Here is a 16,732-nt window from a genome sequence, read left to right on the forward strand (position 1 = left end):
TTGTTGTAATGGCCTTATAATTTTTTGCTTTAGCTGTTTTGTGCCATGGGGCACTAATACCAATCTGCATTAATACTTAATCATTTTCAGGGGTTAAACGTGTCGTTATCTGCGTTAAAAAATTCTCATTTAGAACAACTAAATAGCGAATTTTTTGCCTAGTTATCAACACGTTTATCCATCCTCAAAATAGATCACTTAATTATGCGGATTGGTATAAAACGCTCGACCATCTGTATATTATTTGTAGCTAAGATAATGATTTGCTAAATGGTAGTAACACCACAAGGTAAGAGACACACCCTTATCCTAGTTACAATTGCGCTCAAGTATACATATACCTTAGTGCGAGGGGAAGCATTCGCGATGTATCACCTTGCGCTGCGTTAAAAGTCTGCATAAGGAACAATTGGGGTGCCAGGGAACTCTAACGTCCCGTACACAGGGTTGAAGTAATAGCGAATATAGAGCTGACCAAAGTTGGGTTCGTAAAAATCAGCACGGTCTATGGCTAAGTAGCCCCCAAAAAACCAATGCGGTGTTATACGGTACTCAAAGCTTCCTTCAAGATTGTATGAAACGCCTGCGCTGTCATCACCTGCAAATACTGGATCAACTCCAGTGATAAGCTCTCTGTCGTATGCCTGTAGTTGTAAATCAGTGTCATTGGGGTAAAAGTCAATCGCTTGGGTTTTCGTTTGCGAGTACGATATACCTGTTTTTAAGCGATAAACAAAATCATCGCCCCAGCGCGCATCGTAGCTTAAAGGCAGTGACAACCCAACGTAGTTTTGTGGGCTATAGTAACCGCCGTGACCCCATGTTTCTTCACTTAAATTATACTGATACGCCCAATGCAATAGGCTTGCGCCGACAGTAAATTCGCGTTCTTGATTGCTAATAACGCGATAATACGACCCACCCATAACTCTATAGCGTTGGTTATCTTTAACATTTTGACCTTTATAAAGTGTAAAGTCGGCGCTTGACCAAAAGCCCCAATCGCCACCTAAATCATGAGATAGATTGGCCGTTAGGCCAGTTGAGCGCACGCCGCCCCAAATTTCACCGGTATTTACATCCTCAAGGCCAGCATAAGAGAGCACAGAGCTAGTTACAGGGCGTTTTTCGAGCTCTAGGCTATAGCCAAAATCGCCAATGCTGTTTGCGTAGTTTACACCCCATACTATGTCTTCAATCAAAAAGCCAAGTGGGGTAGTACCCACATTAACACGCCAATTTTCATTTTGCCATCCAATACCTATATCGACCCCATCTTGCTCAGGGCTAACCTCATCAATGCCGCAGGTAAATATACACAGTGCACCTTGGCCGTAGCGGCTTCCAGCAAATTGCTCATCAAAGCGCGTTGTTTGTGCACTGATGCTAGTTGGATCTATTTTAATAAACCCTTGACCTTGCCAAAGTGGAAAATAGGCCTCAATAGGGACTAAGCCAGCGCCAAGCGTCGCTTCGCTTTCTGTACTTGTTTGGCCACTAAAGTTAACCCCAATGGCAATGTATGCTTGGTTTTTGCTTTGCTCATTTATAAGCTCGCGTTTAGCACCATTTATATACCACGCGTCATTTTCATCTATACGCGCAATTTGTTTGTAAAACGATTCATCGTTTAGGCCTTGCTCGCTCGATAGTGTTTTTAAATACCATTGCTTAGCTTGGTCTTGCTCATTAAAGTTTCGGGCAACTTCAGCGCCCAAATAACTAAGCTCTTTATCATTGGGTGATTTAGCTATTAATTGATTGGCTAAAGCTAACGCATCACCTGCGTAATTAAAGTCATTTAACGATGCCATAATTTGGCGCTGTAAATAGGCCTGTTGATCATCTGTTTGCGCTATTGCACGCTCAGTCACTTCTTTTGCTTGAAAGTCGTTACCTAATTCTCTATGAGCTTTTGCTATTGCTAGCATAGCTTGAGGGTCAATTGGCTGATTGTTTTTTAGTTTTTGTTGATAAACAATAATTGCCGACTCACGCTGCTCAAGGGTTAAATTAGCATTAATTAATGCCGTAGTAGTTGCGGGGGTACTAGGGTACTTTTGATCAAGCTGGTTAAGCTTAGCTAATAGTTCGCCACCTTCGTAATACTCATTAATATATGTAGTGTATAAATTGACGTACTGCTCTATTTCGCCAGTACTGGCATTACTAGGTAAACTGTAATTGGTAAACCATTGCTCTACAGATGGGCGCTCATTTTGCTCGAGTAGCCATTCTCCATACAGCATATGCCAATAAGGTGATAAAGAAGGCTCAGTATTTAATGCATCATTAATTAACTTTATAGCGTGTTTTTTCTCATCTATTTGATACCAGCTACGCGATAGCTCGGCTTTCATTACGGGTGTTAAATTTTGCGCTTCTAAATTACTTAAATGAAAAATAGCCGTGGTTCTATTTTTGCTATTTAAGTGGCGCTCACTTTGTCTGAGAGATTCGTTCAGCCTAAGCTGTTGCTCAAGCGTAATTATGTCGTCATTTCGCTCATTAACTGGTACATACTCTAAGGTGTTTAAAGCACCTTGGTAATCATCTATTGAGCGCAAAAATAGGGCATGGCTGTAGCGTAACTGTGGATTAAGAGGAAACTGCCAAAGCACATTGTTAAATAACGTTTTTGCCTTTTGCGTTAACCCATTTTGTTGATAAATAAACGCTAAGTCATAATAAAGCCAAGGCTGCTCAGGGGCTAATTCTATGGCCTCTCTTAAAGTCTGCTCTGCAAGTTCTACCTCACCCGAATCGGTGTACTGACGTGCTTTTTCGCGAAGCAGGCTACTCAATGAAGCTACATAAACGGGCTTTAGCTGTGCTTTTTGCGTATCGGATAAAGCATTGTAAAAGTTGATTAACGACTGCTCAGAGTTATCCAGTTCAGCGATTTCTAATAACCCGGTCAAGGCACCATTATTTAAAGGATCACCTTTGAGCACCGTTTGGTATATGGTTGCCGCCTGAGAGTAGTTACCTTGTGCGAATTGTAATAGCCCTCGGTTATACAAAACAGTAGCAGGGTCTTGTTCTAAGGTCTTGGCTAAATCTAGCTTTAGCTTGGCTGTTTTAAATTCACGCTCGTTTATAGCTTCTTTTGCTTGACGGATATAAAGCCAAAATTTAGCTGTAGTAGCTAACGCTTTTAATGTTTCGCGCTCAGCAAAATCGGCAGTGTTACTTTGCGCCCGCGTAAAATAATTATATGATTTTTGGTTTTCACCCATTCGCAGGTATAAGATGCCAAGGCTGCGCATAATCGCGCCATCTTTTGGGCGCCCTTTGAGTGCTTCCAATAAAATGGGCTCTGCGGCAGCTAACTTGTTTTTTTCAAGTAATGCTTCTCCTTTCACCCATAACTGATAGTGCGGATTAGCTAATAGCTTTTGTCGCGCTTTAAGATCTTTTTTGAAATCTTGATACTGTAGCTCACCTTTACTACTGAAAGGGTACACAGTGAAGTAGCGCTGAAATTGCTTATCAGTAGCGCTGTTTAATTGCATGTTAGATAGAGCACCTAACCAAATCGCTTCTACTTCATTACTATAACGAGAGGTAGCGCCATATTTGCTTAAAAGAGATAACGCAGTGTCATCAGTCGGGTTACTTCTGAGTAAGTGGCGAGCGTATGGGATATCTATAGCACCAATGCTTTCATAGGTGCGTAGCAGCCTTTCGTAACCTTTTTTTACATTTTGCCATTGGCTTTGATCTTGTGCATACCAACTTAAATGCTCTAACTCAAACGCTAGGCTTGGATAGGCATTTTTAAAAAGAGAATTGTAAATTAAGCGTGCTTGTTCAAAGCGACCCGCACGGGCAAGTAATTTAGCTTGCTGTATGTCCGCTTTATCTTCATTTTCTAATCTAGCAACTAATCGTAATTGCTCTATACAAGGGTGAACTTGTGTATTGCTATTATCTATTCTTCTTAATATTTGATTTGCTTCCCCCGCTTTGCCATTGGCAAATTCATAGCGAGCAAGCGCACACTGACTTTCTATGCGATTAGGCGCTATTGCCAATAGCTTTTGTAAGCTATCGGCAACTAAGTCTTTATTTTCTTGTACTTCACCAATGTTGATTTGGCTTAAAAGCCACTCAACAGAGCGTGTATCAATGTCATTATTTGTTTTAGCATGTACACTTGCGCTGACTGCTAACGTACAAACAACAGCCCATTTTAGCGACATTCAGTGCTCCACATTGGCTTGAGCGTCCCGTCTGCTGATATTGAAAAGCGTTTATTAAGTGCGCTACTACCAAATAGATTTAATACACTGTCGTAGTAGCGAGTTCGTGTAAATGATTTATCGACCATCAACTTTTGTTGAATAGCCATAACCTGCGAATCATCCCCTTTTTCTTTTAGCATTGGCAATAGGGCAGCATTAAAACCAACTGGGCCACGCTTTTGGGTTTTGCCAGAGCTTGCATAAGTGTTTAAAGGCACATAGCCGCGGCTGTTTATAGCCTCTAAAAAAGGACTAAATTGTTCGCTTAGCTGCGTTTTGTAAGGGGCATCCTCTGCCATCATACTGGCCCATAAGTAAACCCGAATGGCATTGTAGCTGCCTAAGTCAGTTGCTTTATTATTATGATAAAAGCCTTTTGCAGGGCTATACATTACCCAATCAGGACTAACGCCGTTTTTAGCGGTGTCTAAAATAAGCTTGGCAGACGCTTCATGGAGTTGCTGCCACGGGGAATTGGGGTATAGTTTGCTAAACTGCTGATAAATAAACAACGGAGAATAGCTAGGGTTAAGTTTGTAGGTGTTATTTTCAAACTCAAACCCAGCCGGTGCGGGTAATAAAGTCAGCCCTAAACCAGAGATATAAGCGGTTTCCTCTCGCATAATACGCTGCGCTAATACGGCAGCTAAAATACTATAACGGCGTTCATCCCATAAGATGGCTGCTTGCGATAAACTATATGCTATCCATAAATCAGAATCTGATGCTGGGTTTGAGTCTAAAATTCCAGTGGTGTCATTACCTGTTTTGCCCCATTGCCAAGCAGGTAAACGTGTACTTAAATCACCTTCAGAGAGGTGCTCTTGCGTCCAGTCTAAAATAGTATCAAACGCAGCTTTATCATTTGCCACTAGCGCAAAAAATAGCGCGTATGATTGACCTTCTGAGGTGGTAATATTTTGCTTTGAGCCTAAGTCGATAACGCGCCCTTCATCACTAACAAAGTGGTTTTTAAATACTTGCCATCCTTGCCAGGGCTCGCACTGCTGTGTTTGCGCTGATACAGAAAAACTAAAAAATGTGACTATTAATAATGCACGGTTAAGTAATGTCATTATTCATCTCCTTCAGCTAAACGTTTATGGGTAAGTGCTTGCAGTAATCGCCATAAAATAAATGAGATCAATAACAGCGTTAATATCGAAAGTAGAGCTAAAATAAACGGGTGGTCAGACAAATGGAACCACACCAGTGTATGTACAGGAATATGGCCTACAAAGTATTGCTCATCAGTTTTTATGGTTTTAACACCTTGTGAGTTTATAACTGCGGCACTGCCTTTTAATTGACTTAATGTTTGTGAGTCCATAAGGGTTTTATCAATTAAGCCAAAAGCTTTTTCGGTAGTTGCATTGAGTGACACGACAGAGCGCTCAGAATCAAAAGGAGATTGATACGCTGTAATGACCGCCATATCACCACTGCTTTTTACACTTACTTGGATTTTGTCGGGCGTTTGCTCATCGTATGCACCGTTATAGATTGCCTGCTTTATTTCGCGCTGATTATTATTTAAAAGTACATTTGTTTGCACATCTTCATCTAGTTGTTGTGCTGTGTTATTAGGCTTTGCAATAACTAGAATATCTTTATCGTCTAAGTCAACGTTCTCATTTAAATGGGCAACGGCCATTCTATGGGTTGGGTAACCTGTTATAGCACCAAAATGTCCAGTAAGATTAAACAGTAACGTTAATGCTTTTGCAGAAGGTTGCTGATCAACAAGTACAAGTGTTTGTTGTAAGTCGGCATATTTAGTGTAAGGGAAACCACTATTAGCAAATACGTTTAAATCCGGTAGGGCAATGTAATGATCAAAACCACTTACATCAATGTGTGAATTACCATCAATAACACCAAACTCACCACCTGGCGGCGCTATCGCACATTCACCTTTTTTCAATACCGCAAATCTAAAATCAAAGTTTAGCTCGTTCCGAGTGGCTAAGTTGATGCCATTCAGTGAAAAGTTTTCTGCGTTTTGTGTGGTATCAGTATTGGCTATAAGTGGCAATAAGGTTTTTGTAGTATTAAGTGTAGAGTCGTCATTATCTAGCAAGTATCCACTAATAAACTTTTGATTAATCAACATATTCAATCGAGAGTCTAAAGACTCGCTCTCGGGCGTGCTGCGATACTGTAATGTGATGGGGATGCCTTTTTCGCGCCAGGTAAATAAATCGGGTGCAAAGCGCACGTTTAATTTCACGGGCCCGTTATTTAACCCCTGTGCTTGTAGTTGGGTATCAAAATCGATTAGTTCGTCAAAATGTACCGCTCTATCACCGCGTAACCAACGTGGGGCGTCGTAAGGCTTACGAAGCGGGAGTTGATTAATTGCTTCTATGCTTGCAGTCCTACCTGTCATTACTTTGTGCCCGAAAGCTAACCCAGTAACGGCTGTTTTTAAATCATCTTCATCACGACCCAAAATAAGCAACATTTTGCTGTATCTATGCAGTGGGTTTGAAATAATCTCAACGGTTGGCTTTTCAACATCTGGGTAATCTTTTAAAAAGTCAGGCTTTGAATCGTTGGTAATAAAAACTACGCTGTGCGTATCTAATGATTTATTAATGACTACCGGGAAATCAGCACCGCGCCAGTCAGCTTGTGCGCCAAACCAACTAGATAAAGTGGCTGCCGCTTCAATCGTTTTGGTGTTAGGTGTTTTTGCAAACACAAACGGTAAGCTTAACTTATTATAATCTTTGGCATCAAAAAAAGGCGCTGGTAAATATTCCAAACGACTATCTATTGCTAATTGCTTTTGATTAAGTGTGATATTGCTCGATTTATTAATTTCGGTCCAAATAGAGCGGCTAAAGTAGTCTTGGCAACGTAAATCATAATAGCCCACAAGCTCAAAGCGTACTTGGTTGTAGTCTTGTACATATTTAGCATTGAGTTTAAGGCTATGATTAACCGTATTTTTAACTACACTTAGTTGCTCATTGATGGGCAGTACAGTGACTAAGTTTTCATTAAAATACACTTTTAAATGCGATACGTTAGCAATTAATGATGGCGAGTTTGTGTAAGAAAAATTAAGCTGTAAATCGGTGCTTAATTTATCAATGCGGTTTGTAAAATCCACTCTTGAGTTATTGTTTATGCCATCTAGCTTGTAACCATTAAAACCTAAAGCAGCAAAGTCTAATCGTAAACTAGATACGTTGGCGCTCTCAGGGTAGCCATTTATAAACACAGATTTATCGTGCATTGGCTCAATAGCACATGCCTTATGGGCGCTGCATGTTATAAACAGTATTAGAAATGTATTAAGCAAATTTTTAATCATAATTATTATGCACTATTGGTTTTTTAGGGGTGAAAGAGTTTATATATACAACAATTTTTGTCATTAATTTTACAAACGGTTGTAACGGCTTAGGAGCATGAAACAATAAATTGCTAAATCCTCTTAAACTTGTTTTTTGTACTTCTTTAAAACTATAAGAAGGGCGGTCATGGCGAAAGTTGTTTTGCCAATCAAGCCATGCATCCGCTCTTGAAAAGGTGCATTGTATAAATGCTTTTTGCTTTTCGAGCGAAAGATCTTTTAAGGTTAAGCCTATTTGTTTGTTTCGAGTGTTACAAACATACGTTGTAAACGAAAATTGCTTATTACCGCGGCTCATTAATAGCTCTATTTTATCGTTTACACGGCATAAGTGAGCATGTTCTGTTTCAATGCCCACCCCGTTATCAGAGTAATCAGTTATTTTAACTTTTAACGTATGGCCATTTGCTAAACGCACACCCGCTGGAAAGTGCGCCTTAATACGATGTGATTGCCTTACTTGTCTTGCTTCGGCTGCAACGGCTACCGCAGCGCCTAGAATAATAATATTGTAGATTGCCCACCCCATGCTTATCAGTAAAACGCCCACTTGGCTTGGGTCGCCAAAGCCTAAGCGTAAAATACCTACCAGCATGCCCACTAGGTTTATCAGCAAAAGCACCAAGTAAGGTTTAGATATTCCCCAATCGTAATGTTCTTTATCGTTTAAGCCACCTTTCTCGGTCACATTAAATTTACCCTTATTAGGGTTTATTAACGCAACGGTTGTTGGCTTTAATATGTACCACGCAAGCACAGACTCATACACTTCACCCCAAAAAGAGTAGCGATATTTACCCTGTATGCGCGAGTTGGTCGCTTTTATTTGTATTAACGTAGGCACTACGTAAATAAAAATGGCTAAAAATGGTGCATAAATAATGTACGCATTAAAGTATATAAGCGCTAAGGGGGCGGTTAAAAATACAATCCGCGGAATGCCTGATAAGAAATGCAACATGGCGTTTAGGTAGCATAAGCGCTGAGGTATATCGAGCCCTTTACCTAAAATTGGATTATCGAGTCTAAATATTTGCGCCATACCTCGCGCCCACCGAATACGCTGACCAATATGAGCTGAAAGGCTATCTGTAGCAAGCCCTGCAGCTTGAGGGATATTAATATATGCGGTTTTATAACCGGCACGTTGCATACGCAGAGCAGTGTGGGCATCTTCGGTTACTGTTTCAAAAGCAAAGCCACCAATATCATCCAGAGCTTGTCTTTTTAGTACAGCACATGAGCCACAAAAAAAGGTCGCATCCCACATGTCATTACCGTCTTGAATTAACCCGTAAAAAAGCATGTTTTCATTAGGTATTTGGCTGTGGTTATTCAAGTTACGCTCAAACGGGTCCGCAGAAAAAAAGTGATGCGGTGTTTGCACTAAACATACTTTACTATCTTTTAAAAATTGTCCCATGGTCATTTGTAAAAATGAGCGGGCAGGGACGTGGTCGCAATCAAAAATAGCGATGTAATCACCGTTGGTATAGCGCATGGCGCTGTTCATGTTACCGGCTTTAGCGTGGTTATTATCAGGGCGAGTTAAATAACCGACTCCCACTTTCTGAGCAAACTCTTTAAATTCAGGGCGTTTTCCATCATCAAGAATATACACGTTTAGTTTATCTGCGGGCCAATCAATACTCATGGCTGCAAGTGTGGTTGGCTGCACAACACTCAGTGGCTCATTATAAGTGGGTATGTATACATCAACTGTTGGCCATAAGTCGGTGTTTTCAGGCAACGGAACAGGTTTGCGCTCAAGCGGGTTTATAGTTTGGAAAAAGCCTAAAATAAGCACTAGCCACGCATAGGTTTCTGCCAGCAGCAAGCCTGCGCCCAAGGTAAGTGCTACAGGGTCATCCCAATTAAGGGTTTCTGTGTAGCGCCACCATAAATAACGCGATGAAGTGGTTACCGATAGGGTGATCATTACAATCGTGGCCATTTGCCCTTTTACGCGCTTAAGCCCATAAGCCACTATTAATATAAAACTAATAAACACAGCTTGTGCTTCTAAGCTAAACGGAATGGTGATAAAAATAGCCAGTAAAAACAATATAAAGGCTACAACCACATATTTGATTAGTTTGTTTTGCCAAATCTTAGCGTCAGCCATGGTTTTAAAAGCGCTTTTTTTAGGTCCCTTAGCATTTTTTGACAATAAGCGTTTTAGCATTCGCCCTAGCTTTAAATCAAACCAACGCAACTGTTTAAGTGAGTAGCTTACCCCATTATAAAACTGGTTAGAGAGCCGCTCCCTTACTGAATTTTTTTTGGGTCTGTTTTTAAAAAATAATAAATAAACACTTTGGATGATAAAGCGTAAAATATTTGAATAAATAAACGTACGGTACGGTAAGCGCAGATGCGGGTAGTAATCATATAAAATAAGTTCAAAGTTAATTTTGTGGTCTTTTATATTGATAAACAATGAACTGATTAGCGTAATAAAAGGCATTAAAAAGGCTTCTATTACGTTTACTTTGTGCTGATTAAAATAGCTATGAAACTTAAATAAAATATAACGGACAAGTTTTTCAGTAAATATAATGCTTAACAGTATATATAAAGTACTGTGTATTGGGCGCTTATAAAATAGAGAAAAGCTCATAATTACAAAGCCGACTTACTTACAAGCCAACCGGCAAGCGTTTCAAAGTCATCGTTAGCAACACTGTATGGCGCACAGTTAAGCGCTACATTTCGATAGGCTGTAGACTCTTTAATGACTTCATCACTGTTTATAAAAAAAGGCGCCATAAATGGTAAAGTAGATTGCCACAATGAAAACAGATCAAATTCAAGTGTTGATGCAGAGTTATAACGATTGACTAAAAAAAAGTGTTTCCACTGGTTGTCAGTCTGTTTTAACGTTTGTAGATTTTTGTAAATTAAGCTGTGACAAATAGCATCACAATTAACTATTTCAATTACTATGTCGTTTTTATCTAGGGGGTAATGGGTAATATCGACATGTGCAGGGCAATCGAATAGAAGCCAGGTATCTTTGTTATAATCCAGTTTATTGCAATTGTTAACAAGCTCAAATAACGCTTCACGACTTACGCAATTGTTGCCGAATGGCAAAAATACAATGCCATCACTATCTTGATGAAAGTGCGCTAAAGCGTCCTCAAAACGTTCCTCATTGCTCCAACCCTGGTTGTATTGCCAAGGCAGGCCAAAGTGCAGTCCCAAATCGCTTTTAGAATCTAAATCTATAGCAATCACATCTGAGCCTGATTTTTTTAATACGCAGGCTAAGTTGGCAACCATCGAAGTAGCGCCAGTACCGCCTTTAATGCCTTTTAGAAAAATTCTTTGCAAAGGGTTGTTTACCTGTCGTTTTAATTACACATTACGCATTTACCGCACGGTGTATTTCGTTTAGTAATGCGTATTTTTTTATTGTTTGTTTATTTTTCTGTTTATTAACAATTTCAACGTAATCTTCGCTTTTACCACCAAAGCGTCGTGCGAGGTTCTCAATGTCGTTGGATGTTAAGGTTTCAGAGCTTTTTGTTGTTAATTTGTGCATTGATGCCTTTGTGCTAAAGTTTATTATTTTTATTTAAAGTGGACAATATTTGTCTATTATATATAGAATAGCGGGTAAAACTAGTAAAAAAGTATTTTTTATAGGCTAAATTCAGTGCAAAACTTTAACATTTCAGGCTTACAGCCCGCTGCTACAGAGCTAAAACCTGCATCGTTATATGCAATTTTAGCCCCTTTAGATCATTTTTCTACTGAACTGGCCCTACTTGCAATTAATAAGCCCTCAACCTCTGATATTTATATTGTTTCTTCGCAAATAGAGACATTTTTTGAGGGTGCTTACAGCGATGCTTTAAATCACGCATTTGACCAGCACAAAGTGCACCCATTCAGGTTTTCTGCTGACACCCGCGACTGGCCCAAACAACAAATAATTAACAATACTTTAAAAGAGCTAAATGCTTATAAACAGTTAAACGAAGCGCTAGTTATTGTGCACTTTAGCACGACGGATTTAGCCTCGTTGGATCAGCGGCAACTGACAAATAGTATTCATGCCTTTAAGGGTTTTAGTAGAGATTCGGGGGCGACTACTTTATTTTTAGTTTCTGGCCCTGAAGTAACTAACTATCGTTTTCTATTCAGGCGGTTAAATGATGTTTTAGATGGGTTAGTTTATGTTGAGAATGATTCAACGGTGCGTGTGCTTGAATACGATTATTGGCACCACAGTACGGGTATTTTGGCCTCGGTGCAGTACCCTTTAATGAATGAAGATGGTCACTTTAAAGTCCAACAAGATACTATTACTGAAAAACAACCTTTAACTGCAGGTGTGTTTGCAGATGAAGATGAAGTGTGGATTGTGCAAGGGGCGATTCCTGAAGGTACTAAGCTTCCTGCAAAATATAAAATAATAAAAGACAACAACGCGCTTTTTTCAAAAGGTCCTAAACTTGAAGCGGCGACATTGGTGTTTGCAGTGTCGCGATATACCGATTTAGCTCTGCTTGCTAAGCAATGTTTTGAGCTTAGAAAAAACTGCGGTCGTTGGCTTAAATTAGTGATTCAAAACGTTGATGGTGTGATCCGCCATCAAGATGAATGCTTATTTTTGACTTTAGGTGTTAACCTCATTTTGTATAGTTTTTCAGAGCCTTCAAGGTTGCTTTCACAGGTTCAGTCAATTCAAGGGTTTCAGTTTTCAAGGCCCTTACCGCACTCTATTGAACATGTACTTCAATTTACCGAAAATACCTTTTCGAAAGGCTACTTACCTTTTATAGAGTTTACCAAACAGGTTGAAGTGCACAGCGATTCAGCTGTAAATCTAGGGGTTAGCGGGGTGTTGGTTAAACTTGAGCTTTTACCCCGAATTGACCCCATCCATCCATTGCATTTGTTTCATATTAAACGTGAAGGTGACGTTTTCAGTTTGGTAGAAAATACCGTGTACTTGTACTTGCATGCGTGTCGCGAAAATGATGTTAATAACGCGATAAAACACTTATTTAAATTAGAAACAAACGACTTTTTTGCACAGCAAAATATAATCTCCGATCATTTTTATATTCAGCAAGAATGTAAACAACTCAGGCGTTACTATGCAGGGCAGGATATAACGGATTACTCTGCCCAATTAACGGAAAATGAAAGCTATAAATTTACTCAAGCAATTGATGCAAGTGTTGCAGCAGATATAGAAACCCCTGAGTTTACTAAAAATGAGCGCGCAGATGCCGTGCCGTTTAAAATGGCTTTAAAGAGTAACTTATGAGTATTAATCAATTATTGATTACAGCAATTTTAGCGATGCTAGTTGGCGTATTTTTGTGTATGTCGGGGTCGCTACTACTGAATAAATTAAAAAAATACTATGCTCGGCTTACGTTTAAGCATGAAGTACTTGAACCTTACAAACCAAATAGAATAAAGAAGGGTAAATAGTGAAATTATCAGGCTTAGGGGTATGGAACCTTTATTTTTTAGTTAAGTTTGCACTTTTTTATTATGGTGCGATCGACTTTAGCTTATTGGCAAATGCGGCGTTAGCTGCTTTTTTTGCTATTTCTTACGCACACCCTTTACTCAATAAAGTTAAGCATTGGTTAGGCGCGGTAATGGCCATCGTTTTATTGTATAAAGACTCGTGGTTGCCACCAATAGAGCGTTTAACCCGTCAGGCCGGCAATGTACAGGACTTCAGTTTTGGCTATTTTTTGGAGCTCATGGCGCGTGTTATCAATGTTGACATGTTATTGGCTTTGTTTGTTATTACGGTGTGTTTTTGGTATTGCTCGCAGTGGATTCGCTTCACCACAGTAACCGTTGTTGGGTTAATGTTTGTAGCTTGGCAAAGTAATCACAGTGAAGATGATTTAATGACCCAGCCAGTAGCAGCTAATAACGTAACAACAGCTGCGCCTCGTGCACAAGCACAAGTAGTAACACAAGAAGCAAAATCACCAGATGAGCAGTTAAAAGCGTTTTATGAACAACAAAGTAGACTAATTAGCCAATTCCCACAGCAATATAACGGTGAGTTATTTGATGTTATTGTGTTAAATATCTGCTCTATGGCAGTGGCTGACTTGGAAACTATTGGTGTAAGTCTTGACGATTTATACAGCGACTTTGATGTGGTGTTTTCTGATTTTAACTCGGCTACTTCTTACTCTGGACCGGCTGCAATTCGTCTGCTAAGAGCAAGCTGTGGTCAAACAAGTCAAACGGCTTTATTTGAGAATGCGCCTGAACAGTGCCACTTATTTAAAAATTTAGAAAGCTTAGGGTATAAGAGTAGTGTGGTAATGAACCACGACGGCCACTTTGATGAGTTTAAGGGCTTAGTTAAAAGGTTCGGAAAAATAGATGAGCAGCCTTACGATATTACTAACTTACCCGTTGCTCAATATGGGTTTGATAACAAGCCTATTTATTCAGACGGTGCGGTACTTAATTCATGGCTAAATGAAAAAGGTGAAGACTGTGCGCCATGCGCTATGTATTATAATACAACCAGTTTGCACGATGGCAACCAATTAGCTAATCAGCCTCGCATGAGTAGCCTTGAAAGCTACCCGACCAGGCATAAAAACTTATTTAACGACATTAACGGGTTTATTAAAAATTTAGAAAAGCGTGGCCGTAATGTCATGCTAATGATAGTACCTGAACACGGTGCAGCTTTAAAAGGCGATAAAGTACAATTTGCAGGTCTTCGCGAAATACCAAGCCCAAGTATTGTATCTGTTCCGGTGGCGATTAAGTTTATTGGTAAAAATGTACAAAGCTATTCACAAACGCTTGTAAGCGAATCAACAAGTTACTTTGGTTTATCGGAGCTAATTAGTGGCGTGCTTAGCACAAACTTTTTTGCAGGTAATGGCAATATTGCTGACTTAGTTGATACGCTGCCTCGTGCACCTAAAGTAGCCGAAAACGCCGATACAATAATGATGTATGTTAATAAGCGCCCTTATATCCAATTAGATGGCGGAGACTGGACCCCATACCCGCAAAACTAATAGCATATAGGTATTACCCCTTTTTAAAACGCAGCTTACACGCTGCGTTTTTTACTTTTAAGCTGGGCGTTATTACAGTTTGATGTTTACAGGTGTAAGGTTACAGTAAAAAAGATCTGAGCTTGTCCAAATTTGTTTACAATTTACTGTATTGAATAACGCAGTTAGCGTATTATTCGGCTAATATAGTTTTTCCTTATTCGAGGATGTATGCGTCTAGATATTCATTGTGCCGACCGTGTGGGTATTGCCCAAGAAATCCTAAATATTTTAGTTAACTACGATGTTGACTTAAAAGGGATTGAGGTTGATTCGGTAAATTGCCGTATGTATGTAAGCTTTCCTGAAATTGAATTTGAGCAATTTCAAAAAATTATGCCTTCTATTCGTTTGATTGATGGCGTACATGATGTTCGTACCACTGCCTTTTTACCCTCTGAACGAGAGCATAACGAGCTCAATACACTGCTGCGCGCATTACCAGATGGAGTTATCTCGATTGACGCAAAAGGGTGGGTTCGTTTGTGTAACGATGCCGCCTGTAAAGACTTGCAACTAAGTGAAAAAGAAGTGGTAGGAGCCAATATTAATAACCTACTAAAAGGTTTTAATTTTACACGCTGGTTAGAAGGCAAAGAAGTACTTGGTCAAACAACCCGTGTAGATGTGGCCGGTGAAGACTTTATTGCCGATATTTTACCGATTGCCGTCCCGCAAGGTGGTGAAGGTGATGTGTTAGCTGGTGCGGTTATAAATATTAAATCGCAAAGCCGATTAGGTCAGCAAGTCAGTGCCTTTAGGCGTTATGGGCAAGAAAGCTTTGCAACTATTCACAATTTTAGTACTGCTATGCGCCGTGTTGTACGTGAAGCACGAAAAATGTCGCAGTTAGAAGCGCCCATTTTAATAACTGGCGAAACTGGCACGGGTAAAGAACTTCTTGCTCGTGCTTGTCACTATGCCTCTAACCGTTCGGTTAAACCATTTATCGCTCTATCGTGTGCATCGTTGCCTGATGATGTAGCCGAATCTGAATTATTTGGCTACGCCGGCTATGAAGAAAATACCGCGCCTAAGCGTGGGGTATTAGAACAAGCAGATGGCGGTACTGTATTTTTAGATGAAGTAGGCGAAATGTCTACACAGTTACAAACAAAGCTACTGCGCTTTTTGCAAGACGGTACATTTAGAAAAGTGGGCGATGAAAACGAAGTAAAAGTAAATGTACGTATTATTGCAGCCACACAAAAAGATTTACCAGCCATGGTACAAGAGGGCGTATTTAGAGAGGATTTATATTACCGAATTAATGTGCTCACGTTAGAGATTGCGCCACTGAGAGACCGTAAAGCTGATGTGGGTCCATTAGCCGAGCACTTTATCCAAAAATACGCACAGCAAAACGGCCATGCTATTCCGTTATTATCACAAGAATGCTTACGCTTTTTACAAGAATACCCGTGGCCAGGTAATGTACGCCAGTTAGAAAATGCGATTTACCGAGCTGTGTCGCTACTCGATGACAGTGAGCTGCGTGTGGAGCATTTACAATTGCCCACATTTACGCACGATCTAGGTTATTTAGAGTCAGATTTTGAGGGGACGTTAGATCAAGCTGTAAAACGTTTTGAAGCAACTTTATTACGTAAGTTGTATCCAGCTTACCCAAGCTCAAGGCAATTGGCTAAACGTTTAGGGCTGAGTCACACTGCAGTGGCAAATAAACTGCGTGATTATGGTATTAATCGCAAAACTGTTAAAGTTTAGTATCTGATTTACTGGGCGCTAGGGCGTGTTGTTCTTTGATGGTTGAATTTGCAGCAGTATGTTTGGTTTTTAGGCAAGGCAGGGCCTATGAAGTGTGGTTATTCCCCATAAATAGGCGATAACGCAGCATAAATACCAAACATGCGCTGCCCTTCGGGTTCTGCCTAGGGCGATCAACTCTTTGTTGCCTAGATGGATGTTGGTAAGGGGCGTGAGCAGGACGCGGAAGCTTTGCTCGGTTTTTACTTATTCTTACATGGATGTAAGTCATTAGAATAACGCAGGAGCAGTTATCGAGCCCACTAGGTTACAAACCTCGC

Annotated in this window: 9 protein-coding genes; 3 read left to right on the forward strand and 6 right to left on the reverse strand. The window is 40.1% G+C overall.

The genetic code is table 11. From position 1 onward, the window contains the following. Nucleotides 1-386: 386 nt before the first annotated feature. The 6 genes from AN391_RS13910 to bcsR are packed head-to-tail and all read right to left on the reverse strand — an operon-like array spanning nt 387 to nt 11,158. On the reverse strand, nt 387-4,205 hold the full coding sequence (locus tag AN391_RS13910) for a cellulose synthase subunit BcsC-related outer membrane protein (RefSeq protein ID WP_055015955.1): 3,819 nt from the start codon (nt 4,203-4,205) through the stop codon (nt 387-389). Next, nucleotides 4,196-5,323, reverse strand: a complete 1,128-nt coding sequence (bcsZ, locus tag AN391_RS13915) for a cellulose synthase complex periplasmic endoglucanase BcsZ (RefSeq protein ID WP_146258075.1) — start codon at nt 5,321-5,323, stop codon at nt 4,196-4,198. Before bcsZ ends, AN391_RS13910 begins: the two co-directional genes overlap by 10 nt. After that, entirely contained in the window at nt 5,323-7,569 is a 2,247-nt protein-coding gene (gene bcsB, locus AN391_RS13920; RefSeq protein WP_055015957.1) for a cellulose biosynthesis cyclic di-GMP-binding regulatory protein BcsB, read from the reverse strand. The genes bcsZ and bcsB overlap by 1 nt, the downstream gene beginning before the upstream one ends. Beyond that, nucleotides 7,562-10,231 (reverse strand): UDP-forming cellulose synthase catalytic subunit, encoded by a 2,670-nt coding sequence (bcsA, locus tag AN391_RS13925; protein WP_055015958.1) that lies wholly within the window; start codon nt 10,229-10,231, stop codon nt 7,562-7,564. The genes bcsB and bcsA overlap by 8 nt, the downstream gene beginning before the upstream one ends. A 2-nt stretch (nt 10,232-10,233) precedes the next feature. Then, nucleotides 10,234-10,947, reverse strand: coding sequence for a cellulose biosynthesis protein BcsQ (gene bcsQ / locus AN391_RS13930; RefSeq protein ID WP_055015959.1), 714 nt, complete (start codon nt 10,945-10,947; stop codon nt 10,234-10,236). Between the two features lie 31 nt (nt 10,948-10,978). Continuing rightward, a complete protein-coding gene (gene bcsR, locus AN391_RS13935) occupies nt 10,979-11,158 on the reverse strand; it encodes a BcsR/BcsP family cellulose biosynthesis protein (protein WP_055015960.1) in 180 nt (59 codons plus the stop codon). Nucleotides 11,159-11,272: 114 nt separating this feature from the next. Here bcsR and bcsE point away from each other — a divergent pair, with 114 nt between their 5' ends. From bcsE to tyrR, 3 genes are all read left to right on the forward strand, one after another. Next, on the forward strand, nt 11,273-12,895 hold the full coding sequence (gene bcsE / locus AN391_RS13940; protein ID WP_055015961.1) for a cellulose biosynthesis protein BcsE: 1,623 nt from the start codon (nt 11,273-11,275) through the stop codon (nt 12,893-12,895). Nucleotides 12,896-13,064: 169 nt separating this feature from the next. Then, a complete protein-coding gene (gene bcsG / locus AN391_RS13945) occupies nt 13,065-14,645 on the forward strand; it encodes a cellulose biosynthesis protein BcsG (RefSeq protein WP_055015962.1) in 1,581 nt (526 codons plus the stop codon). A gap of 210 nt (nt 14,646-14,855) precedes the next feature. Beyond that, complete coding sequence (gene tyrR / locus AN391_RS13950) at nt 14,856-16,412, forward strand: transcriptional regulator TyrR (protein ID WP_055015963.1); 1,557 nt, start codon at nt 14,856-14,858, stop codon at nt 16,410-16,412. The last annotated feature ends 320 nt before the right edge of the window (nt 16,413-16,732 follow it).

It is taken from the genome of Pseudoalteromonas sp. P1-13-1a, from assembly GCF_001401875.1.
Lineage (GTDB): Bacteria > Pseudomonadota > Gammaproteobacteria > Enterobacterales > Alteromonadaceae > Pseudoalteromonas.

What these genes read in the sequence shown, in the direction of transcription:
- AN391_RS13910 (WP_055015955.1), bottom strand. Translation starts at nt 4,205, where the DNA reads ATGTCGCTAAAATGGGCTGTTGTTTGTACGTTAGCAGTCAGCGCAAGT.
- bcsZ (WP_146258075.1), bottom strand. Translation starts at nt 5,323, where the DNA reads ATGACATTACTTAACCGTGCATTATTAATAGTCACATTTTTTAGTTTT.
- bcsB (WP_055015957.1), bottom strand. Translation starts at nt 7,569, where the DNA reads ATGATTAAAAATTTGCTTAATACATTTCTAATACTGTTTATAACATGC.
- bcsA (WP_055015958.1), bottom strand. Translation starts at nt 10,231, where the DNA reads ATGAGCTTTTCTCTATTTTATAAGCGCCCAATACACAGTACTTTATAT.
- bcsR (WP_055015960.1), bottom strand. Translation starts at nt 11,158, where the DNA reads ATGCACAAATTAACAACAAAAAGCTCTGAAACCTTAACATCCAACGAC.
- tyrR (WP_055015963.1), top strand. Translation starts at nt 14,856, where the DNA reads ATGCGTCTAGATATTCATTGTGCCGACCGTGTGGGTATTGCCCAAGAA.